Genomic DNA, 20549 nt, shown 5'->3' on the forward strand with positions numbered 1-20549 from the left:
CATGCGATTCAAACGCCTGATCCGTCATCTCACCTTTGCGCCGTGGCGGGTGCGCCGCGCCTTTCCCCACGCCACGCTAGCGGCCATCGCAAAGGCCATCCACGCCGCCGAGCAGGCCCACGGCGGCGAAATCCGCTTTGCCGTCGAGGGCGCGCTCGACCTGCCCGAGCTATGGCGCGGCCTGAGCGCGCGCGAACGCGCGATCGAGGTGTTTTCGCTTCTGCATGTGTGGGACACCGAGCGCAACGACGGCGTGCTGATTTATCTGCTGCTGGCCGAGCGCGATGTGGAAATCGTCGCCGATCGCGGCCTGCGCGCGCAGATCGGCACCCAAGCCTGGGAACAGGTCTGCCGCGGCATGGAGGCTCTGCTGCGCCAGGGCCGTTTCGAGGCCGCCGCCCTGCATGGCGTAGCCGAGGTCAGCAGACTGCTGTGTGCGCGCGGCCTGCCGCCTATGAGTGAGCGACGCAACGAACTGCCCGACTGGCCGGTGGTGCTGAGGCTATAACCTCTGAAGCTGTGAATGAATCCGGCGCGCCCGAGCGGGGCGCGTCGGCGGCGCCAATCAAGGCGCAAAGCGCATGCGTGCCCGTAGGCACGCAGAGCATTTGCAACGCCGAGTGGAGCTGCCGGCGCGGCATGAGCGGGAGTGGCCGGATTTGTTCATAGCTTCTCAGGGAAACAACCCCTTGAACAAGCCGGGCACGACCTTGCGCAGGGGTTCGGCCTGTGTCGGCGCGAGTTGTTTCTCCAACTCGTTCTGCAGCGTGTTCTTCAAGGTCTGCCGCAGCACATTGACCCCCGCCTGCGACCACATGACGGTGAAACCCGGCTGGGCGAAACGGCCCTGCACCCGCACCGGCACGGTCACACCGCGAAGAGCGGCGAGATCGGCGCCGCCCTGGCCCTTGAGCGTCCCCACCAGGGTGGGCAGCAGCAAATAGTCCATCTGCTGCCGGGGCAGGTCGAACCAGCCCTCGCCGCCTAGGCGCAGCAGGGGGCTTTGCACCGACAAGTCGCTGTTCCTCGCCACCCCGTTTTGCAGCACGAACGTGGCGCCCAGCGAGGTGAAATCGGTCTGATCGCCCGGGGTCACGGCGAACTGCCCGTCCTTGCGTGCCGCCAGCAGCGCGCGGGCATTGCGCAGCATCTGCGCCAGATTGAAACCCTTGACGGCGCCGTCACGCACATCGAGTCGCGCCTTGCCGGAGAGACTGTCCAACAGCGCGGGCAGGGTCTTGCCCTGCGCCGTCAGGTTCGCGTTCCAAGCAGCCTTGCCAAGCAAAAAATCCTTGCCGCTCAGCGCCTGCAGCACGGGTTGCACGCTGAGGTCGCGCGCGGTTTGCTGCAAGGTGTAGCGCTGCTGCGCCAGATCGACGCGCAAGTCCGCGTTGACCGACCCGCCGAAGCCCTGGGCGGTCAGCACCTGCAGCGCGAGGGTCTTGCGGTCGCTGCTCACCTGGCCTTGCACCGCGCTCCATTGCATGCCCTTGAGCAGCAGGCTGCCGATCTTGAACTGGGCATTCAGGCCGAAGGACTGGAAGGCGGACAGATCGATGGATGTGGGCGCGGAGTTGGCCTGGGCACGCGCCGCGGGCGCCGGCAGCCAGTCGTCGACATCGATGCGGTCGGCGCTGAGGTCCAGTCGCAGCGTGGCGGGCTGGGCCCATCCGCCAGAGAGCTTCATGGCGCTTCCTGCAAGCTGCCCCTGCAACTGGAACTGCCCGGTCGCACCGGCCGCGCCTGTGCCGCCGCGGTACTGCGCCTGGCCCTGCAGCGCCAGCGTCTGCGGCTTGGCACCAGGGGTCATCTGGCCCGAGAGTTTGATCGCAGAAAGATCGAGGCTTTGTTGCGTCAGGTCGAACAGCAAAGGCGAGGCCAGGGTGAGGCTCAATGCACCCTCGTGCCCGCTCGTGCCGCGCTGGACGTCGCACTGCGCCAGCGGAATGCGCAGCTCACGCCAGGGGCCCGCGCCCTGCTGCGTGGTGAGCTGCAGATGCAGCGGCTGCGCGGCACCGAGATCGGCCCGGGCGTTGAAGGGGCCGATCTGCACCTGGTCGGCCAGGACGGCTAGCGAAGGCAGGTCGGCCTGCACGCTCAGCGGTTCGCCACTGCCGGTACGACCCGTGGTCTTGAGCCGCCATTGCTGCGCGGTCAGGGTCAGTGCCGGGCGGGTCGCCACGCCCAGACTGGCGGCTTCGACCTGGGTCTGCATGGCCTTCAGCCAGGGGCTATCGCCCTGAATCGACAGCGCCAGGTCGGACAGCGTCAGGCTGTGCTGGTCCGGCTCGGTCTGCAGCTTGCCGCGCAGGGCCACGCGCGTGGCCACCGCGGGCTGAACGAAGCGCGCCGTGCCTCCCAGATGGAAGGCCCCGGCGCGACCGCCCTCCAGCCCGGCAAGCCCGAGATCGAGCGCGTCGATGCGGCCGTGGATCTGGGCCTTGTCGTCGTCGTAAATGATCGCGCCCTGCTCCACCTGCAGGCGGTGCACCGAAAGGCCGAGCGGGCTGGTCGGCGCGTTGGATTCGGGCTTGCTGTCGGGCAGCAGATCGGCAAAATTGAAGCGGCCTTGCGCGTCGCGGGCGACGTGAATCTGTGGCTTGACCATCACCACCCGGTCGACCACCAACTTGCGCCGCAGAAGCGCCAGCAGATCCAGATGCAGGCGAAGATCGTCGGCCCGCGCGAACACGGCAGGCGAGTCGCGCTCACTCAAGGAGAACGGCCCGGTGCGCAGCGTCAGCGGCGGGAACAGCTTGAGCTCGATGGTGCCCGGCAGGGTCAGGGTGCGGTGTTCGCGCTCCTGCACCACCTGGATCAGCGTGGCCTTGTACTGGTTCGGATCGAAGGTCAGCAGCAGAATGCTCAGGCCACCCACCACCAGAATGACCGCCGCCAGCAAGGCCGCCACCACGCCCCTGAGCAGACGGGCGGCCCAGCGCCTGCGCGGCACCGGCGCGCCGGGCTGCGGGGCGGCAACCTCAGCCATGATCGGGGCCTGCGTCGCGCAACGAATCTACCGGGGGCACAATGCAGGTTTTGTCGGTCAACATGGCTGCCGATTCTATTGATCCGGTCAGTTGACGTGTTTGAAACTGCGCCCCCCACCCCGGCCCTCTCCGCCCGCATGGCGGGGGCAGAACGGCTCTTCCCATGTCCTCTTCATTTCACCTTCTGATTCTCGGCGGCGGCATCGTCGGCAAGGCCTGCGCCCTGGCCCTGGCCCAATCAGGGCTGGATGTCACCCTGCTGGGCGCGCGCCCGGCCGGCGCGCTGCCCGCCCAGGGTTACGCGCAGCGCATCTACGCGCTCAACGCCGCTTCCAAGCGGTGGCTCGATGCGCTTCGCGTCTGGCCGCAGGTGCCGCAAGAGCGCATCGAGCCGATTCGTGCCATGCGCATTCGCGCCGATGGCGCGCAACTGTTCTTCGACAGCCGCGACGCGCAGGGCGAGGCCCTGGCGTGGACGGCCGAATCCGACGCCATCGAGGCCGCGCTCGACCTCGCGCTGCGCTTTGAACGCCGGGTGGTCATCGACCCTGCGCAGGCCGGTCAGATCAGCCGCTTGCCGGACGCCCCGGGCTGGCAGGTGACCACCCGCGACGGCCGCAATCTGCGCGCCGATCTGCTGATCGGCGCCGACGGCGAGCACAGCCTGGTGCGCCGCGTCTCGGGCATCGCCATGGACACACACGACTACATGCAGCGCGGCATCGTCGCCAACTTTGACTGCGCCGCGCCGCACGAGGGCGTCGCCTTCCAGACTTTCGTCGAGGGCGGCGTGCTAGCGCTGCTGCCGCTGGCTTCGATCGAGGGTCGGCATCAGGTCTCGCTCGTCTGGTCGGCCCCCGAGGCGCTGGCGGTCGAGCTGCTCGCGCTGCCGCCCGAGGCGCTGGCGCAGCGCGTGCAAGCGCACCTGAGCGTGATGGGGGCGCAGCATCTCGGCCCGCTGCAGCCCACCGGCACGGCCGCGGCCTGGCGCCTGCAGCGACAGCTCGCCCGCCGCACCGTGGGCGACGCTCTGGTGCTGATTGGCGATGCCGCGCACCGGGTGCATCCGCTGGCCGGCCAGGGGCTGAACCTCGGCCTGCAGGATGCGCAGGTGCTCGCCCAGGTCTTGCAGCAGCGACCGGCGGCCCAGTCGCCAGCCGATCCGCGCCTGCTTCGGCGCTACGCCCGCGCCCGCGCGGAGCAGGTGCTGGCGCTGGCGACCACCACCGACGCCCTCGCGCGGCTGTACGGCAGCCACAGCCGGGTGCCCGCGCCGCTGCGCGCCCTCGGCCTGCAGGCCACCCATGCCCTTGCTCCCGTGCGGCACTTGCTCGCCCGCTATGCTTCGGGTCTTCCCTATCTTGCCTGATGCGCGGGTTTGCGCCGCGCCGCTTTCATGAACTCATTGCTTTCACGCTCCGTCATGCGCGTTCTGCGCGGGGTCGCGCTGTCCGCGGCCTTTCTTTCTCTGCCTGTCATGGCGCAGACCGTGGCCGAAACCCGCGCCGCTCTCGAAAAAGCCATGCCCGGCCTACCTGCCAGCGCCAAGATCATCAAGACGCCCTACGCCGGGCTGTATGAAGTCGATGTCGGCACCAAGATTTTCTACACCGACGCCAAGGCCACGTTTCTGTTCGCGGGCGAGATCTTCGATACCAAGACCCAGACCAATGTCACCAAGGCCCGCATCGACGAATTGCGCCGGGTGAACTGGAAGGATCTGCCCTTCAAGGACTCGTTCAAGCTGGTGTTCGGCAACGGCAAGCGCCAGATCGCGATCTTCGAAGATCCCTACTGCCCCTATTGCCACAAAATGGAAGCCACACTGGAGAAGATGAGCAACGTCACGCTGCATGTGTTCGTCGTGCCCATCATCCGCCGCGAATCGATGCAGCAGGCGCGCGACATCTGGTGCGCGCCCAACCGCAGCAAGGCCTGGCTCGACTGGATGAACAATCAGGTGCAGCCGCCCAAGGCCGCGGCCAACTGCGTCGATCCGCTCAAGACCAATGTCGAGCTGGCGGAAAAGCTCGGCATCTCGTCCACGCCCACGCTGATCTTCATGGACGGCAGCCGCATGGAAGGCGCGTTGCCGCAGGAAGAAGTCGAGAAAAAGCTGGCTGCCGTCAAATAAGGCGCCACAAGAGGTACACCGCCATCCCGCCCAGGATGGCGGCCAGCAGCTTGCGGGTGCCCAGCACCAGCGCGGCGCTGGCCAGGGCGCCAGCCAGCCAGGGGTTGCGCCAGCTCAAGTCCCAATGCGTCCCGTCGGGCAACAGCACCATGGGCACGACGATGGCGGTGAGCACCGCCACCGGCACATGACGCAGCGCCTGCTGCACCCGCGGCGCAAACCGCAGCCGGCCGCCCAGGCCGAACAGGGTGTAGCGAATGGCGAAGGTCACCACCGCCATGCCAGCGATCACCGCCCACAGGCTCCAGTTCATCGCGCGTCTCCCTCTAGGCCAGGACCGCGACGGCCATCCATCCACACCCCGACCGCCACCCCGGCACACGCCGCGAGCATCAGGCCTAGCTTGTACGGCAGATCGCGCGCCGCCACTGCCACCACCGCCGCGGTGAGCGCCACGGCCATGCTCGGCTGCTGCCGCAGCAGCGGCACGACGATGCCGACGAAGGTCGCCACCAGCGCGAATTCCAGCCCAAGATGCGTGAGCGCCGGGTTGGCCGTACCCAGCCAGGCGCCCAGCGCGGTCCAGCCCAGCCAGTTGAGGTACATGGCCGCGCCCGACCCCGCCGTGTACCAATGCTTGAAGGGAGCGCCATCGTCTTGCGCATAGCGGTGATACACCGTGGCGTAGGTTTCATCGGTGAGCCAGAACGCCAGCAGCACCCGCCAGCGTTGCGGCAGACGCGCCATCTGCGGTTGCAGACTGGCGGCGTAAAGCAGGTGACGCAGGTTGACGACCAGAGTCGTGAACACCACGACCAGCCCGCTGGCACCCGTGCCCAGCAGACTCAGCGCGATGAACTGCGCCGACCCGGCAAACACCAGCGCCGACATCGCCAGCGCCCCGGCCATGCCCAGCGGGCTGCTCGAGGCCAGCGCGCCGAAAATCAGCCCAAAGGGCGCCGCGCCCAGAAGCAGGGGAATGGTGTCACGCGCGCCATGGCGCAGTTCGGTCGAACGGCCCGCCACTGGGCGGTCGGAAGAAGATGACATCGCACACATGCGTGCAGATTACAGGACGGCAGCGATCCAGCTCCGGGGGCACTTGGGGCGGACACCGCCCTGGCCCGCTCCTGCGCAGCGTCACGCCGTCGGCGACCATCGCGCCGCCACGCAGGCGCATTCCTGAGCCTCGGAGTCGGCTTCTGCTGGCATGGTGCCGAATGCTTGAGTTGTCACATTCACAAGCGTAAAAGCCGACTTTCCACCTCATCGACTCACGGGAGATCGTCATGCGCCTTTCCCATCTCGAACCGTCCGACCGCACGCAACTCGATGCCCTGCTGCGCCAGGCTGATGCCTTGGTACAGGATCGATGCGACGGGGCCACGCTTTGCGGCACGCAGCTCGACGTGCCGACCCTGCAGCAATTGCTCGCGCGCTGCACGCCGCACGAACTGAGCCCGGAGCAGGAGCGCGCCGTGGCCGCCGCGTTGGGCCGGGTGGTGCAACACGACCAGCTCGACGGTGACTGGGTCATCGTGGAGGGTGCACATCAGCGCGGCTTCGCCATTCGCCGCCCTGGCACGCTGAACTGGGTATCGCCCGAAGGCGCGCTGCGCTCGCACCTGCATGGCCGCGCTCAACCCGACCTGCCCCGCCTTTATCACGCCTTGGTCGCGCGCCTGAATCCGCGGAACCCTTCGTCGCCCGCGACCTGATGCGCCGCCCGCCGCCTCAGCGCGGCGTGGTGTAGCCGTCGTTGAGGGTATGCAGAAAGGCGATGATGTCGCGCATGTCCTGCGCGCTCATCGCGGGCTTCTCGCCCAGTTTGCGGTTGAATGGCGGATCGGTCACATCCACATTGCCGTGGTAAGGCGGCGGCAGATCGTCGAACTTCTGCACCTTGCCATCCACCGTGGGATAGACCTTGCCGGGCTGCACGTCGCGGAAGTTGTAGAAGTCGAGCACCTGCTCGAGCGAGTGATAGATACCGTTGTGGAAATACACCGGCCGCTGCGCCACATTGCGCAGCGTGGGGGTGAGGAACATGCCGCAATACTGCGTCTGATTCTTGAGATCGGTGCGGAAGGGGCCGCACAGGCCGAGGTCGTGATAGGCCGGATCGCGGTTGGCCGGGATGTGCGGATTGCGCGGCACGCCCAGCGCCTCGTACTGCGTGTCGGTGAACAGAGGTGGCAGATGGTCGCGGGTGGGCTGGTCGAGGTGGCAGGCGGCGCAGTCGCCCTTTTTCACGTCGTTGAACGCCAGATAGCCGCGCATTTCCTGCGGACTCAGCCGCGCCTTGCCCTGCAGCCAGGCATCGTACTTGCTGGTGAAGGCGTGAAAGCTCGGGTCTTCGATCTGGTAGCGGGCAATGGCGAACAGCGCTTCGGCCACCGTCTGCTTCGGATCGGTGAACACATTGGGGCCGAACAACTGGATGAACTGTTTGGCATAGGGCTGACCCTCGATGATGGCCGCCACCCGCTGCGGCGTGCCCGCGTCCATCTCCACCGGGTTGAACAGCGGGCCGTCGGCCTGCTGCTGCAAGGTGTTCACCCGCCCATCCCAGAACATCCCGCCCTGCGGCACCAGGTTCTGTGCGGCCTGTGCGGTTGCGGCGGCGGTCTTGGTGGCATGGCTTGCGGTCTGCCCGAGTTGCACGAGCTGTTGCAGGGTGATGGTTTCGTTTTCCTCGTTTTCGGGGCCGATGGAAAAATTCTGCTGTCGGTACAGATAGGCCAGCGACGGCGGCGGACGAAAGCCCGGTGAGGTCAGATGCGGCCCGCCCAGCATCACCGGCCCACTGCCCGGCGGCGGGGACAACCGCGCCCCCACGCTCGCCATCGGCTCGCTGCCCCCCAAGGGGGCGAAACCCGCCTTGGGGCGGCCCGGCGGTGGGTTGTACCCATTCGATGGGTCATGGCACGACGCACACGACTGCTTGCCCGAAGCCGACAGCGCGGTGTCATAGAACAGCGCCTTGCCCAGTTGCGCCACGGCCGACAGTGGCTGTTGCGGCGGCAGCACCAGTTGCACCGGATGCGGGTTGCCGCCGAGCGCGTAAGTAAAGCTGCGCAGCGGATGCTGCAGCCAGTCGATCTGGGCAATGGAGGGCTGGCTGTGCATGCCCCAGGCCAGGCCCCCAACCGCGCAGGCCAGAAGCAGGGCCGCACCTGCGGCGATGCGGCGCGGCCAGCGCCCCCTCCCAACTTTCCCCACTGCTGGGGGAGGAGATTTCACTCCCTCTCCACTTGTGGGGAGGGCTGGGGTAGGGAGGGTTGAGCCTCCAGACATCATCAGCTTTGCTTGCTGAACAACGACACGTTGAACGCCGGGCTCAGGCTGCCCGCCGGGGGCTGGCTCAGCACCGTGCCCTGAACCGGGTCGATGAAGGTCTTGGTGCCTGCCGCCTGGTTGAAGTTGAACAGGTCCATGATCGAGCCCGCCGTGGCATCGAACGAGCCGCCGCCAAGGCGCTCACCGCCAAGCCAGTTGTCCTCGATGAAGCGCACGATGGACGCCTGGCTGATGGGCGTGTTGCTGATGTAGTTGCTCTTGGCCCACGGCGAGATCACCAGGAAGGGAATGCGCGTGCCCGGGCCGCAGCGGCCGTTGACCGGCTTGCCGTTCACACCGTTCAGCGGCGTGCCTTTGCCGCACACGCCAGAGCCATTCAGCTGGTCAGCCTGGCTGTCGAAGGACGGGTTGGTGGTGTTGGCAAAGGCGTGGTCGTACCAGCCGTCGGAATCATCCCAGGTGACGATGACCGCGGTGCTGCTCCACTGCGGCTGCTGCTCCAGGAAGTTGACCACCTGCGTGACGAAAGCCTGCTCGTCGAGCGGGTCGGAGTAACCGGCATGGCCGTCCTCGAAGGCGGGGGCCTTGAGGTAGGCGACAGCGGGCATGTTGCCGGCCTTCACCGCAGCGAAAAAGTCTTGCAGGCCATACTCGTGGTTGGCCGGATCGGTGGTCTTGCCATCGGTCTCCAGGGTGTGGCCGATGGCCAGGGTGGAGCTCGGGCGGGCGTGGGTGGGGTTGGCCGTGCTCTTGTAGTACTGGAACCAGTTGTGGTGCTGGATGTAGTCGGGAACGGGCTGGTTGACCACGGGCGAGAAGGTGCTGCGCTTGCAGCCCGTGGTGCCGTTGGGGTTGGTCACGGTCAGGTTGAACCCGCCCATGAAGCCGCCCCAGGAGATGTTCTTGCCGTTGAGCAGGTCGCCGATGTTCTTGCCCGACATCATCACGTTGTCGGTGGTGCTGGAGCAGACGTCACCCGACGGATCGACGTCGTTGATCATGGTGTAGCCGCCCTGCCCGTCGTTGATGTAGTACGAGTAGGCCGCCATGGTGAACGGCTGCTTGCTGCTGGCGCCGATGATCATGCCGTTGGTCTGGCCGCTCACCGCTTCGAGCGCGCCGGGGGTGGACGGGCCGTAGGTGTCGGTGTAGGCGTCGTCGCTCATGGCGAAGTTCTGGGCGTAGTTCCACAGGCCGGTCACGGTGTTGCCGTCGTAATAGCCCATGACCTGACCCTTGGTACCGAAGGCGCCCACACCGCCGGTCGTGCCCTTGCCGGTGTATTTGGGAAACAGATCTGCCAGGCCGCCGTCATACGCCTGCTGTTCGGCGGTGTAGGCGTGGTTCTGGTCGGCGGTGGCGGCCTGGGTGCGGTCGAGACGGAAAGGCTCGGCGGCATCGGTGCCATTGGCCGTGTTGGTGTAGTTGGGATTGTTGGTCAGCAGATTGGCCTTGACCAGATTGTTCGGCGTGGTCGTGCCGGTCTTGGCGGTGAACGCCGGTTCGCCCGTGGGATTGGTGGCGTTGGGGTAGGTGGCGAAGTAATGGTCGAAAGACACGTTTTCCTGATACAGCACGACGACGTGCTTGATTGGCGTGGCCGTAGCGAGGGCGCGTGCGGCGGTGTAGTTGGTGCCGGGCACGGTGGCCACGGCATCCGAGCCGCCGCCACAGGCGGCAACGCCGACCGCGGCCAGCGCCACGGACGTAGCGAGTAGGGTTTTGCGCAACATGGTGAAACTCCCTGAAGACGAAAGATGTGAACGGTGCATCGCGTCGCCGTCGGTCAACGGCCGGCGGCACGCAGCGACCGTGATTCTTGGGAGCACAAATGTCGGTTCCGTGACCAGGTTCCGCATGGCAACGTTTGGTTGCAACGCATACAAATGGATCACTTTCTGTCGCGAATCGACATGACTTCCCCGCCATGCCGACCCTTTGCCAGGGATTTGCGGGGAATCAGCGTGCCAGACTCTTGAGCGCCTGGCGGATGCCGTCGTCCACGCCGCAGCCTTCGGGCAGCGCCTTGACCGCAGCGGCGGCTTCGCGCTCGGAGTAGCCCAGCGCGATGAGCGCCTGCAGCACGTCGGAGGTGCTGCCCACCGCGGTTGCGGCGCCGCCCAGATCGGCCCCGAGCTTGCCCTTGAGTTCGAGCAGCAGACGCTCGGCGGTCTTTTTGCCGATGCCCGGCACGCGCGTCAGGCGAGCGGAGTCCTGCTGGGTGACAGCCTGGGCGATCTCGGCCACGCTCAGGCCCGAGAGCACGGCCAGGGCGATGCGCGGGCCGATGCCGCTGATCTTGAGCAGTTCGCGGAAGGTGCTGCGCTCGCCAGCGGTGGCGAAACCGTAGAGCAGATGCGCGTCTTCGCGGATGACGGTGTGGATTAGCAGGGTGACGCTCTGCCCCACGGCGGGCAGGTCATACAGCGTGCTCATGGGCACGTCGACCTCGTAGCCCACGCCGCCCACGTCGAGCAGGATCTGGGGAGGGGTCTTGTCGAGCAGAGTGCCGTGCAGTCGTCCGATCATGGGCAGACTGTAGCAGCCGCTAACATTCGCGGATTGTTCTGCGACGACTCTCCATGACCCGACCTTCCTCCTACAGCAAAGAAGACCTCATCGCGTGCGGCGAGGGCCGCCTGTTCGGCCCCGGCAACGCGCAACTGCCGCTGCGCGAAATGCTGATGATGGATCGCATCACCCTGATCTCCGAAGAAGGCGGCACCTACGGCAAGGGCCAGATGCTGGCCGAGCTCGACATCCACCCCGATCTCTGGTTTTTCGGCGTGCATTTCCAGGGCGACCCGGTGATGCCCGGCTGCCTGGGGCTGGACGCCATGTGGCAACTCGTGGGCTTTTATCTGGGCTGGGTCGGCGGGCCGGGCCGCGGCCGCGCGCTGGGCGTGGGCGAGGTGAAATTCACCGGCCAGGTGCTGCCCACGGCGAAGCTGGTGCAATACCGCATCGACCTCAAGCGCGTGATCAACAGCCGTCTGGTCATGGGCATCGGCGACGGCGTGATGCTCGTCGACGGGCGCGAGATCTACACCGCCAAGGACCTGCGCGTGGGGCTGTTCACCTCCACCGAGGGGTTCTGAGCGGCCCTCATCGCCCTGCACTCGGGAATACCCGGTGCTGTGAAGTTCAGGCTTTGGCGTGACAATGCGCATTTGTATCCAGTTGTAAAGGATTGCCATGTCGCGCCTACGTTCTTCTTCCGCCCTCGATCCGCGTCGCCGTCAATTTCTGGGCTGGGGACTGGCTGCCGCCGGGCTCACCGCAGTCGGCGCCGCCGCGCCGCAGCTCAAGGCCTTCGCCGCCGACGCAATTGACTTTATCCGCGGTCCCAAGGTGCCCGACGTGGCACCGACGCGGCTGGGCAAGCACATCTACGTCATCTACGCTGCAGACGGCTTCCCCACCGAGGCGAACAAGGGGATGATGAGCAACGTCACCTTCGTCGTCGGGCAAAAGGGCGTGGTCATCCTCGACTCGGGCGCGTCGGTGCAGATCGGCGAAATGGCCATACGCCAGATCAAGACCGTCACCGACCGGCCGGTGGTGGCGGTGTTCAACTCGCACTACCACGGTGACCACTGGCTGGGCAACGATGCCTTCGTCAGCGCCTACGGCCAGGATTTGCCGATCTACGCCATGCCCCACACCCGCGAGCAGATCAAGGGCGCCACCGGCACCGAGTGGCAGCAGGCCATGCTCAAGTGGACCAATCAGTCCAGTGCGGGCACCCGCATCGTCGCGCCCAACCGCGATGTGAAGCACGGCGACGTTTTCGACTTCGGTGACGTCACCCTGCGCGCGCACCACTACGGCACCGCGCACACCCCGTCGGACATCTGTATCGAAGTGGTGCAGGACAAGATCACCTATGTCGGCGACGTGATGATGAACCGGCGCATCGCCAATATGGACGAAGGTTCCTACCCCGGAAGCCTGGCCTACATGGCCGCGCTGGAGAAGAACATCCCTGGCAGCAACTGGCTGCCCGGCCATGGCCATGCGGGGCAGGAGGTGATGACCTGGCAGCGCGAACTCTTCGCCGCCATCTGGGAACACGCGCAGAAGGCCGCGGCCGACATGGCCGGCCCCGACGCGGCGATTGCCGCCGCCAAGGCCGACCCGCGCGTGGCGTCCAAGGCCAAAGACACGGCTGGCTGGGACAACAACATCGGCAAATACATCAGCCTCGCTTACCTGGAGGCGGAGCAGAAAGTCTGATCTGTCTGCTGCACTACCTCACCTGTTCCACCGCCAGCGGCACCTTGACGCCGCCCTTGAACTCCGACAGGGTGATGCTCGGGTCGGCGAGTTCGCCCGTGGCGGTGAAGTGGATATCGCTGTCGGTCACGCCGTCGTAGTCGATGTGGCGAATGAAGGGCAGATAGACCTTCGGGTTGCTCGACCCCGCTTTCATCATGGCGTGCGCCAGCACCATGGCGGCGTCATAGGCGTTGGGCGAATAGAGCTGGAAGGCCGCCGCGCCGAACTCGGCGTCGTAACGCGCCTTCCAGGCCTTGCCCTTGGGCAGTTCCGACAGCGGCGCGCCGCCTTGGGCGCAGATGGTGCCGTTCACCGCATCGCCCGACACCTTGGCCATGATGGGCGCGCAGATGCCGTCGCCGCCCATCAGGCGCGCCGTCATGCCAATCTGGCGCATCTGCCGCAGCATCGGGCCGGCCTGGCTGTACATGCCGCCATAGAAGATCACCTGGGGATTGCGCGCCTTGATGCGGGTGAGGATGGCGGAGAAGTCGGTGGCCTTGTCATCGGTGTATTCGCGGTCCACCACGTCCATGCCCAGCTTCTTCGCCGTGGCCGAAAACACGTCGGCCAACCCCTGGCCATAGGCGGTGCGGTCATCCACCACCGCCACGCGCTGGACATGCAGGGTGTCGTGGGCATACTCGGCCAGCCCGGCGCCCAGCGCGTTGTCGTTGGCGATCATGCGAAAGAAGGTCTTGTAGCCCTGCTCGGCGATCTTTGGCGAGGTGGACGACGGCGTGATCTGCGGAATGCCTGCAGCGGCGTAGATGCGCGCGGCCGGGAAGGTACAACCCGAGGTCTGGTGGCCGACGACGCCGTTCACGCCCTCGTCCACCAGCTTTTGCGCCACCAGCGTGGCCTGGTCGGGCAGGCCCTGATCGTCTTCGGCGTCCATGGCCCAGTGCACCGGCTTGCCACCAATGCGGGCGTGCTCGTCATTGAGCTTGTTCAGCGCCATCTGCACGCCGTTGACCGCGTCCTGCCCGCTGGCGGCCAGAGGGCCCGACAGCGGCACCGCCACGCCGATGACCACGCGCGGTTCGGCCGCCTGGGCCGACAGCCCCAGACCGGCGAACAGCGCCAAAGACATTCCCGTGAATCGCAACGATGCAGACATGAGGTTCTCCTTGAAAGATCCAGCCCGAAAACAACGAACCCGGATCATCAAGCAAGAACCGCACACGCCATGTAAGCAGATGCATCCGCATCCGCAGCCTGCCGTCAACCGATCAGCCGCCCCCCGCGCACCCGCACGCCGCGCAGTTGCGCGGCGCTGAGCTTGCCGCTGGACACGTCGATCTTGCCCTCATTCGAAGGCGATGTCGCCTGATGCAGAGCAGCCAGCCCCTGCTTGGCATGCGCGTGGCAGATCGCCAGCCCGAGTGCATCGGCCGCGTCCGCGCCGGGCTGGCCGGGCAGGGCCAGCAGCCGCGTCACCATCTCCTGCATCTGCGACTTGCTGGCGCGGCCATAGCCGACGATGGATTTCTTCAGTTGCAGCGCGGTGTATTCCACCACCGGCAGCCCCTGCGCCACCAGCGCGGCAATGGCCGCCCCGCGGGCCTGCCCCAGCAGCAGAGTGGACTGCGGGTTGACGTTGACGAACACGATCTCCACCACCGCCACGTCGGCGGCCGCCTGCCGCGCCACCTCGCTCACGCCGTCGAACAGCGTCTTCAGCCGCTCGGGCAGCGAGCCCTTCGGAATGCGGATGGTGCCGCTGGCCTGATAGTGCAGCCGCTGCCCGCGCGCCTCGACCACGCCGTAGCCGGTAGTGTTGAGTCCGGGGTCGATGCCGAGGATGCGCATGGTGAGATGAGTGACCGAAAGCCCGGAGCTTAGACCACGTCGCACCCGCGATCGCCTGCCCAGGCTGCATTAGACCTCCCCCTGCAAATGCGGGAACGGCTTGGTACGAATGCACCATGGGCAGCCGCGGCCCGCATTTCTAGGCTTGTTCTCCATAACAACCCGCGGAGGAAAGCCATGAAATCCCGCAACACCCCACGTACCCAACTGTCGCCCCTGAGCCTGGCCCTGCTGGGCGGCATGTGCAGCGGACTCGCTCTGTCGCTCGCCGCCTGCGGCGGGGGCGGTTCGTCGTCACCTTCGGCCAACAGCGTCAGCGGCGTGGTGCTTGACGGCCCCATTCAGGGCGCCACGGTCTGCCTTGATCTCAACGCCAACAAGCAATGCGACAGCGGCGAACCCGCCTCCGCGCCCACCGACGCGCAAGGCAACTACACCATTGCCGGCCTGACTGCCGACCAGCAGAACTCCGGCGCCGAGTGGATCGCCGTGGTGCCCGCAGGCGCCACCGACGGCGGCACGCCGTTCGCCACAGGCTTCGTGCTGCGCGCCCCGGCGAACAAGCCCGGCATCATCAGTCCCTTCACCCACATGGTGCAGGTGGCGATCGATCAGGGAGCGGGGAGTCAGATCGCGGCGGAGGCGGCGGTCGCCACCCAGCTCGCCGTCGGTCAGGCCAGTCTTTACACGAACTACCACGCCGGCAGTCCGAGCACCGACGCGGCCATACTCGCCGCCCATGCGCCCAATGTGGTGGCCCTGCTGCAAAGCGGCACCCAGCCCACCATCGACCTCGATCCCGGCCAGGCGCAGACCGGCTACACGGTGCGTTACTTCGGCTTTGCGGATGCGAACAACTACCGACTGAGGGTGTTTTATGGCGGCGCGTCCAATGGACACAGCGTGTTCTACGACGTGCGCAGCGGTCTGTCGTATGGCAGCCCGATGAGCGCTGCCAGCCTTTACGGCACGGCGCAGTATCTAACCTCGACCGGCTGGGTCGACCTGAACGCGACGACAGGCAATCCGACCTCCAAGGGCAACCCCTCAACCACCTTGTCGGCAGGATACGTCTACATCAATCTGCGTCAGGTGACCGACCTCAGCGGCAAGTCCGTGGCGGACGCGGTTGCTCTGGCCAATGACACCACGCAGAACAGCTTCGCTACCCTGCCGGGCGTGCCGGGTTCTCTAGCGGGCACCTTGCCCAATGGCGCCGCCGCAAGCACGGTGCGCTCGCTCGCGCTTGTCAACCCCGTTATTTACAACCCGGCTGACGGCAGCGCCGCCGCCGGATACAGCAACCCGGCCCTGACCACGCTGGACGCGGTAATTGCCGCCTTCCCGGCCTCGGCCACCCTCACCAGCGGCAACACGCTGGGCATGGGGAACCTGCAATCCACCTACACCTGCCCAGGCGGCGCCGCGAGTTGCGTGATTGCCCAGCAGCGTCTGCGTGTGCAGTTCGACAGCGGCAACACGGCGCGGTGGATGCTGTGCGACCTCAACTGGCCCTCGGGCTCCACGGCGGGCAACTGCCTGGCGATCGGCAGCGGCAGCTATGCCCGCGCCACCGGCGCCGACGGCCAGACCCCGCTGCTGACCTTCAGCGGCCTGCCCGCGCAGGCCGACGGCATGAGCTTCGTGCGGGTTTTTGCGGAAACCGGCGGGCAAGTGTGGTTCGGCTATCAGAACAAGCCCAGCACGACCACCACAACCCGCCTCAACGACGTCGCCTTCACCCCCATCGCGGCGCAGCTCGGCATCACCGTGCCGACGAACCCCAACTGAATCGGAGAACACATCATGAACACCTGCACACAGAAACTTCTTGGCGTCTCCTTCGGACTGCTTGCTTTAGGCACGACCCAGGCCGCCGATACGCTCGCGCCGCAGCAGATCGCCGACCTCTGGATGAGCAAGACCATGGTCGGCAAGACGGCCGAGGGTGAACCGCTGACCGTGCGCTTCAACACCGACGGCAGCGCCGAAATCCATGTGGGCAAGCTGCAGGACACCGGGCACTGGCGCCTGTCGGACACCGGCTACTGCCTCACCTGGACGCATCTGCGCGGCGGCAAGGAACGCTGCCTCACCGCCCAGCGCGACGGCGAGAGCTACCAGACTTTCATCGACGGCAAGCTGAGTGCCCAGTTCCGGCCCGAGTGAAAACGAACCGCAAGGAGACCGATCATGTGCATCTTCGAACGCTTTCCCACCGCCTTCGCCGGACTCGCCATAGGCCTGACGCTTGCATCCGGCGGAGCCCAGGCAGCCGACACGCTCACCCCGCAACAGTTATCCGAGCAACTCGTCGGCAAAGTCCTGGTCGGCCGCAACCATCTCGGCGAAGACAAACCGAGTTGGCCTGTCGTCCTGCAGTTCAAACCGGATGGCTCGATGGAACTCGACGTGCACACAAACAAGGGCAACTGGACCGATGCCGGGCGCTGGCATCTGTCGAACACCGGCTACTGCGTGACATGGGCCAAGTACAAAAGCGGCCAGGAGCAATGCAACACCGTGCAGCGTGACGGCGAGGTCTACCGCACCATTCACGCGGACGGCTCGCCCAGTATGGAACTGCGGGTGCAGTGAGCGGATGGGCCGTGCCTCATCGACTCCTCGCCATCAGACGGACTCCTCGGCTGATGGCGCTCCTTCGTGATCGGCATGCGAATGCGCTGTTCGGGCTGCCGTTCGCATGCAGCCGGAACAGCCCGTCCGCGTCGCCAGACATCCCTCGGTGATGTCGCCCAAGCTTGCGCACGCCCCACTGGCAGAGGGGCAGCGCGTGCGGTTGTCAGAACCGCGAGCACGCGGCGCCACGGAAATTCTCGCGGACCCCGCTGATGTTCGGGCTCTTGCGCGCCGCGTCCAGAATGCGGTTGGCGACGTCGCGCGGCGTATTGCTCGGAAAGGTCACTTCGATATAGCCGAAGTTGACGATCCGGTACACCACGAAGTCGCTCGCGTTCTGGTCGAACAGGATTTGATCCATGGCATCTTCCGCCCGCGACGAGGCGCTCTGCGCTCCTGCGGGCACCGACGCCAGACAGGCGGCGCAAAGCGCAACGCCACCGAGAACAGCAGCAATAGGCTTCATGTTGTCCTCCCCGTTTCAGCAGTTTGTGAATGCATCGTTACCCTTGCCGCAGGCTGCGTCAATCCACCACTCGTGCATCAGCTCAACAGCGCCGCCAGCCGCACCACCTCCGATTGGCGGGCGCAGTTCATCTTGCGGAACACGCTGGCAAGCTGGTTGCGCAGGGTGTTGCGCGACACGGCGAACAGGCAGGCGCAGTCGTCCGTCGAGTGCCCCGCCACCAGTTCGCGCACCAGCCGGGCTTCGGCGGCCGTCAGGCCGTACACCGAACGCAGCGCGTCCACTTCGGGCAGGCGCGCGGCGTCGAGCAGTTGCACGCGCAGCAGCAGCAAGGGCGCATGGAACAGCCGCAGGTGTTCGGGCGCGGGGGTCAGCGCCAGCCGCAGCACCCGTCCCCAACCGGCCGCGCAATGCAGGGTCTGCGGTGTCCGCTCGGCCTGCGCCCTGGCGACGGCCTGCGTCAGGCAGCATGCCAGCAAGGCGTGCCGGGGCTGGAGACGACCGTCCGCGAGATGCAGCGCGGCATCGCCGCACAGCAGCCGGGATGCGGCCTCGCCCACGTGTCGCACCCGCAGCGCGGGGTCGATCAGCAGCCAACCCTCGGTGTCGCTGGACAGCAGCAGATCGAGCCTGTGCCACTCGGCCTGGGCTGCGCGCACCCTGGCGCGAAACGCCGCTATCAGCGACTCGCGCAGCGGCTCTAACTCTTGCGCCAGACGTGCGCCGTCGGCCTGGTGGTCGAAATGCAGGCTGACCGAGGCGATGTGCTGCGCGTCGTTGGCAAGGCTGAGGGTGAAGGTGTGCTCGATGCGCAGCGGGCGCATCAGGTCGGCGTAGTAAGGCCCGGCGCGCCAGACTTTGGTGGCGATGTCGGCGCCGCTGTCCACCCACGCGCCCCGCGGACGCTGCAGGCCGATGGGCAACATGGGGTCCATCGACTGGAAGTGACTGACATACGCAGCCAACCCCGCTGGAATTAGCAGGTCGACGGCGGCGTAGCCTTGGAGTTCGCCCGCGGTCTTGTCCCAGGCGAGGAAGGTGGCGCATTCGGCACCTACGGCGCGGCGCCAAGTGCCGAGCAGCGCGTCCCAGTCCGCCGTGCCCGCGCCCACGGCTTCGGCGGCCTCGCGCACCTCTCGCTCCACGCAAATGTCCATGACGCACCCCGTCTTCCTCGCGCGCACTGCGGCGGCAAGGGCTGCGATGAAGGGGAGCGTGCGGCTCGGCGCGCAACGTCAGGGGGCTGACCCACCCCGGATGCGATGCGTCGTATCTGTGGGCGTTGATTTTAGTCAGACGCCCGCTGCCGGATGCATCCCGCATTCCGGCTAGCGAATAACCCGCAGTTCCTGCCGAAGCTCAGTGCCGGAAATGCCGCATGCCGGTGAGCACCATGGCCATGCCGCGTTCGTCGGCGGCGGCGATGACCTCGGCATCGCGCATCGAGCCGCCGGGGTGGATGACCGCGGTGATGCCCGCCTGGGCGGCGTTGTCGATGCCGTCGCGGAAGGGGAAGAAGGCGTCGGAGGCCATGACGGCCCCGGCCACCGGCAGACCCGCGTGCTCGGCCTTGATGGCGGCGATGCGCGCGGAGTTGACCCGGCTCATCTGCCCCGCGCCAACGCCGATGGTGGCGTTGTCTTTGGCGTAGACGATGGCGTTGGACTTGACGAACTTGGCCACCCGCCAGGCGAACAGCAGGTCGCGCATTTCATCTTCGGACGGCTGGCGCTGGCTCACCACCTGGATGTCGCCCGACAGCAGCAGGTCGGCGTCCTGCACCAGCAGGCCGCCGGTGACGCGTTTGAAGTCCAGCCGCTGACCCGGCTGCGCGGGCCAGGCGCCGGTGCTCAGCAGCCGCACGTTCTTTTTCGCGGCGCAGATGTCGATGGCCTCCTGCGACACGCTGGGCGCGATGATGACCTCGACGAACTGCCGCTCGACGATTGCCCTGGCCGTGGCCGCGTCCAGCTCGCCGTTGAAGGCGATGATGCCGCCGAAGGCCGACTCGGTGTCGGTGGCGTAGGCACGGTCGTAGGCTTGCAGCAGGCTGGCGCCGTAGGCCACGCCGCAGGGGTTGGCGTGCTTGACGATGACGCAGGCAGGCGCGGCGTCGAACTGCTTGACGCATTCCAGCGCGGCGTCGGCGTCGGCGATGTTGTTGTACGAAAGCTCCTTGCCCTGGAGTTGCCGGGCGGTGGCGATGCTGGCCTCGCGCGCACCGCGTTCCACATAGAACGCCGCGCTCTGGTGCGGGTTCTCGCCGTAGCGCAAGTCCTGCTGCTTGATGAAGGCGAGGTTGAGCTGGCCCGGGAAGGCGCCTCGTGTGCCACCTGGCTGCAGCGCCGAGAGGTAGTTGGAAATCGCCGCGTCGTACTGGGCGATGCGGTTGAACGCCGCCACCGACAGGCGAAAGCGCGTGGCGTCGCTCACCTTGCCCGCCGCGCGCAGTTCGGCCACCACCACGCCGTAGTCGGCCGGGTCGGTGACCACGGCGACGTGGTGATAGTTCTTCGCCCCCGAGCGCACCATGGCCGGGCCGCCGATGTCGATGTTCTCGATGGCGTCTTCCAGGGTGTGCGGCTTGGCCACCGTGGCCTCGAAGGGGTAGAGGTTGACGCAGAGGATGTCGATCGCCGGGAGGCCATGCGCCTCGGTCTGGGCCACATGCTCGGGCAAGTCGCGTCGCGCCAGCAGCCCAGCGTGCACCTTGGGGTGCAGGGTCTTCACCCGCCCGTCGAGCATTTCGGGAAAGCCGGTGTAGTCGGCCACCTCGGTCACTGGCAGACCGGCGCCCTGCAACAGCTTGGCGGTGCCGCCGGTGGACAGCAGGCGCACGCCCAAGGCGTGCAGATCGCGGGCAAAGTCGAGCACGCCGGTTTTGTCGGAAACGGAGATCAGGGCTTGCATGGAAGTCTCGAAAAATGGA

The 20549-nt window shown here is 66.7% G+C and carries 20 protein-coding genes; 9 read left to right on the forward strand and 11 right to left on the reverse strand.

The window, feature by feature from the left end:
* Position 1: 1 nt before the first annotated feature.
* Positions 2 to 508, forward strand: coding sequence for a TPM domain-containing protein (locus ASC45_RS01045; RefSeq protein WP_055449172.1), 507 nt, complete (start codon positions 2 to 4; stop codon positions 506 to 508).
* A 165-nt stretch (positions 509 to 673) separates the two neighbouring features.
* Here ASC45_RS01045 and ASC45_RS01050 read toward each other — a convergent pair whose 3' ends face one another.
* Positions 674 to 2989 (reverse strand): AsmA family protein, encoded by a 2316-nt coding sequence (locus ASC45_RS01050; RefSeq protein WP_055449173.1) that lies wholly within the window; start codon positions 2987 to 2989, stop codon positions 674 to 676.
* 164 nt (positions 2990 to 3153) lie between these two features.
* Here ASC45_RS01050 and ASC45_RS01055 point away from each other — a divergent pair, with 164 nt between their 5' ends.
* Complete coding sequence (locus ASC45_RS01055; protein ID WP_055449174.1) at positions 3154 to 4359, forward strand: FAD-dependent monooxygenase; 1206 nt, start codon at positions 3154 to 3156, stop codon at positions 4357 to 4359.
* A gap of 54 nt (positions 4360 to 4413) precedes the next feature.
* Positions 4414 to 5124: a DsbC family protein gene (locus ASC45_RS01060; protein WP_245609903.1), complete on the forward strand. Its 711-nt coding sequence runs from the start codon at positions 4414 to 4416 to the stop codon at positions 5122 to 5124.
* On the opposite strand, the gene ASC45_RS01065 is transcribed toward ASC45_RS01060, so the two are convergent.
* Together ASC45_RS01065 and ASC45_RS01070 are read right to left on the reverse strand one after the other, a co-directional pair.
* The gene (locus ASC45_RS01065) at positions 5117 to 5437 is read right to left on the reverse strand and encodes an AzlD domain-containing protein (RefSeq protein WP_055449175.1); all 321 of its coding nucleotides are present in this window, start codon (positions 5435 to 5437) and stop codon (positions 5117 to 5119) included. The two genes, ASC45_RS01060 and ASC45_RS01065, sit on opposite strands and share 8 nt — an antisense overlap.
* Positions 5434 to 6183, reverse strand: coding sequence for an AzlC family ABC transporter permease (locus ASC45_RS01070; RefSeq protein ID WP_055449176.1), 750 nt, complete (start codon positions 6181 to 6183; stop codon positions 5434 to 5436). The genes ASC45_RS01065 and ASC45_RS01070 overlap by 4 nt, the downstream gene beginning before the upstream one ends.
* Before the next feature lie 230 nt (positions 6184 to 6413).
* Here ASC45_RS01070 and ASC45_RS01075 point away from each other — a divergent pair, with 230 nt between their 5' ends.
* Positions 6414 to 6842 carry a DUF3806 domain-containing protein gene (locus ASC45_RS01075; RefSeq protein ID WP_055449177.1) on the forward strand — a complete coding sequence of 143 codons (429 nt, stop codon included), beginning with the start codon at positions 6414 to 6416 and terminating at the stop codon, positions 6840 to 6842.
* 16 nt (positions 6843 to 6858) lie between these two features.
* Here the strand turns inward: ASC45_RS01075 and ASC45_RS01080 are convergent, their stop codons facing one another.
* From ASC45_RS01080 to ruvA, 3 genes are all read right to left on the reverse strand, one after another.
* Complete coding sequence (locus ASC45_RS01080; RefSeq protein WP_055449468.1) at positions 6859 to 8421, reverse strand: cytochrome-c peroxidase; 1563 nt, start codon at positions 8419 to 8421, stop codon at positions 6859 to 6861.
* Between the two features lie 2 nt (positions 8422 to 8423).
* A complete protein-coding gene (locus tag ASC45_RS01085) occupies positions 8424 to 10157 on the reverse strand; it encodes a phospholipase C (protein ID WP_055449178.1) in 1734 nt (577 codons plus the stop codon).
* 226 nt (positions 10158 to 10383) lie between these two features.
* Positions 10384 to 10953 (reverse strand): Holliday junction branch migration protein RuvA, encoded by a 570-nt coding sequence (ruvA, locus tag ASC45_RS01090; protein WP_055449179.1) that lies wholly within the window; start codon positions 10951 to 10953, stop codon positions 10384 to 10386.
* 53 nt (positions 10954 to 11006) lie between these two features.
* On the opposite strand from ruvA, the gene fabA reads away from it, so the two are divergent.
* The gene (gene fabA, locus ASC45_RS01095) at positions 11007 to 11522 is read left to right on the forward strand and encodes a 3-hydroxyacyl-[acyl-carrier-protein] dehydratase FabA (protein ID WP_055449180.1); all 516 of its coding nucleotides are present in this window, start codon (positions 11007 to 11009) and stop codon (positions 11520 to 11522) included.
* A gap of 97 nt (positions 11523 to 11619) precedes the next feature.
* On the forward strand, positions 11620 to 12660 hold the full coding sequence (locus tag ASC45_RS01100; protein WP_055449181.1) for an MBL fold metallo-hydrolase: 1041 nt from the start codon (positions 11620 to 11622) through the stop codon (positions 12658 to 12660).
* 13 nt (positions 12661 to 12673) lie between these two features.
* Here ASC45_RS01100 and ASC45_RS01105 read toward each other — a convergent pair whose 3' ends face one another.
* Entirely contained in the window at positions 12674 to 13822 is a 1149-nt protein-coding gene (locus ASC45_RS01105) for a branched-chain amino acid ABC transporter substrate-binding protein (RefSeq protein ID WP_055449182.1), read from the reverse strand.
* A 104-nt stretch (positions 13823 to 13926) separates the two neighbouring features.
* Positions 13927 to 14514 carry a crossover junction endodeoxyribonuclease RuvC gene (gene ruvC, locus ASC45_RS01110; RefSeq protein ID WP_055449183.1) on the reverse strand — a complete coding sequence of 196 codons (588 nt, stop codon included), beginning with the start codon at positions 14512 to 14514 and terminating at the stop codon, positions 13927 to 13929.
* Between the two features lie 177 nt (positions 14515 to 14691).
* Between ruvC and ASC45_RS01115 the strand changes: the two genes are divergently transcribed.
* Genes ASC45_RS01115 through ASC45_RS01125 form a run of 3 tightly spaced genes read left to right on the forward strand, consistent with a single transcriptional unit; the run spans position 14692 to position 17112 of the window.
* Positions 14692 to 16305, forward strand: a complete 1614-nt coding sequence (locus tag ASC45_RS01115) for a hypothetical protein (protein WP_055449184.1) — start codon at positions 14692 to 14694, stop codon at positions 16303 to 16305.
* Positions 16306 to 16320: 15 nt separating this feature from the next.
* A complete protein-coding gene (locus tag ASC45_RS01120; RefSeq protein ID WP_055449185.1) occupies positions 16321 to 16683 on the forward strand; it encodes a hypothetical protein in 363 nt (120 codons plus the stop codon).
* A 24-nt stretch (positions 16684 to 16707) separates the two neighbouring features.
* A complete protein-coding gene (locus ASC45_RS01125) occupies positions 16708 to 17112 on the forward strand; it encodes a hypothetical protein (protein ID WP_055449186.1) in 405 nt (134 codons plus the stop codon).
* Between the two features lie 205 nt (positions 17113 to 17317).
* On the opposite strand, the gene ASC45_RS01130 is transcribed toward ASC45_RS01125, so the two are convergent.
* From ASC45_RS01130 to purH, 3 genes are all read right to left on the reverse strand, one after another.
* Positions 17318 to 17620: a hypothetical protein gene (locus tag ASC45_RS01130; protein WP_141655700.1), complete on the reverse strand. Its 303-nt coding sequence runs from the start codon at positions 17618 to 17620 to the stop codon at positions 17318 to 17320.
* A 77-nt stretch (positions 17621 to 17697) separates the two neighbouring features.
* Positions 17698 to 18777 carry a helix-turn-helix transcriptional regulator gene (locus ASC45_RS01135; RefSeq protein ID WP_055449188.1) on the reverse strand — a complete coding sequence of 360 codons (1080 nt, stop codon included), beginning with the start codon at positions 18775 to 18777 and terminating at the stop codon, positions 17698 to 17700.
* A gap of 202 nt (positions 18778 to 18979) precedes the next feature.
* On the reverse strand, positions 18980 to 20530 hold the full coding sequence (gene purH, locus ASC45_RS01140) for a bifunctional phosphoribosylaminoimidazolecarboxamide formyltransferase/IMP cyclohydrolase (RefSeq protein ID WP_055449189.1): 1551 nt from the start codon (positions 20528 to 20530) through the stop codon (positions 18980 to 18982).
* Positions 20531 to 20549 lie beyond the last annotated feature (19 nt).

Source organism: Thiomonas bhubaneswarensis (assembly GCF_001418255.1).
Classification (GTDB): Bacteria; Pseudomonadota; Gammaproteobacteria; order Burkholderiales; family Burkholderiaceae_C; genus Thiomonas; species Thiomonas bhubaneswarensis.

Coding starts and splice junctions, on each gene's coding strand:
- purH (WP_055449189.1), bottom strand. CDS start 20,530: ATGCAAGCCCTGATCTCCGTTTCCGACAAAACCGGCGTGCTCGACTTT.
- ASC45_RS01130 (WP_141655700.1), bottom strand. CDS start 17,620: ATGAAGCCTATTGCTGCTGTTCTCGGTGGCGTTGCGCTTTGCGCCGCC.
- ASC45_RS01060 (WP_245609903.1), top strand. CDS start 4,414: ATGCGCGTTCTGCGCGGGGTCGCGCTGTCCGCGGCCTTTCTTTCTCTG.
- ASC45_RS01070 (WP_055449176.1), bottom strand. CDS start 6,183: ATGTGTGCGATGTCATCTTCTTCCGACCGCCCAGTGGCGGGCCGTTCG.
- ASC45_RS01115 (WP_055449184.1), top strand. CDS start 14,692: ATGAAATCCCGCAACACCCCACGTACCCAACTGTCGCCCCTGAGCCTG.
- fabA (WP_055449180.1), top strand. CDS start 11,007: ATGACCCGACCTTCCTCCTACAGCAAAGAAGACCTCATCGCGTGCGGC.
- ASC45_RS01085 (WP_055449178.1), bottom strand. CDS start 10,157: ATGTTGCGCAAAACCCTACTCGCTACGTCCGTGGCGCTGGCCGCGGTC.
- ruvA (WP_055449179.1), bottom strand. CDS start 10,953: ATGATCGGACGACTGCACGGCACTCTGCTCGACAAGACCCCTCCCCAG.
- ASC45_RS01125 (WP_055449186.1), top strand. CDS start 16,708: ATGTGCATCTTCGAACGCTTTCCCACCGCCTTCGCCGGACTCGCCATA.
- ASC45_RS01065 (WP_055449175.1), bottom strand. CDS start 5,437: ATGAACTGGAGCCTGTGGGCGGTGATCGCTGGCATGGCGGTGGTGACC.
- ASC45_RS01055 (WP_055449174.1), top strand. CDS start 3,154: ATGTCCTCTTCATTTCACCTTCTGATTCTCGGCGGCGGCATCGTCGGC.
- ASC45_RS01075 (WP_055449177.1), top strand. CDS start 6,414: ATGCGCCTTTCCCATCTCGAACCGTCCGACCGCACGCAACTCGATGCC.
- ASC45_RS01120 (WP_055449185.1), top strand. CDS start 16,321: ATGAACACCTGCACACAGAAACTTCTTGGCGTCTCCTTCGGACTGCTT.
- ASC45_RS01105 (WP_055449182.1), bottom strand. CDS start 13,822: ATGTCTGCATCGTTGCGATTCACGGGAATGTCTTTGGCGCTGTTCGCC.
- ASC45_RS01045 (WP_055449172.1), top strand. CDS start 2: ATGCGATTCAAACGCCTGATCCGTCATCTCACCTTTGCGCCGTGGCGG.
- ASC45_RS01050 (WP_055449173.1), bottom strand. CDS start 2,989: ATGGCTGAGGTTGCCGCCCCGCAGCCCGGCGCGCCGGTGCCGCGCAGG.
- ASC45_RS01100 (WP_055449181.1), top strand. CDS start 11,620: ATGTCGCGCCTACGTTCTTCTTCCGCCCTCGATCCGCGTCGCCGTCAA.
- ASC45_RS01080 (WP_055449468.1), bottom strand. CDS start 8,421: ATGTCTGGAGGCTCAACCCTCCCTACCCCAGCCCTCCCCACAAGTGGA.
- ASC45_RS01135 (WP_055449188.1), bottom strand. CDS start 18,777: ATGGACATTTGCGTGGAGCGAGAGGTGCGCGAGGCCGCCGAAGCCGTG.
- ruvC (WP_055449183.1), bottom strand. CDS start 14,514: ATGCGCATCCTCGGCATCGACCCCGGACTCAACACTACCGGCTACGGC.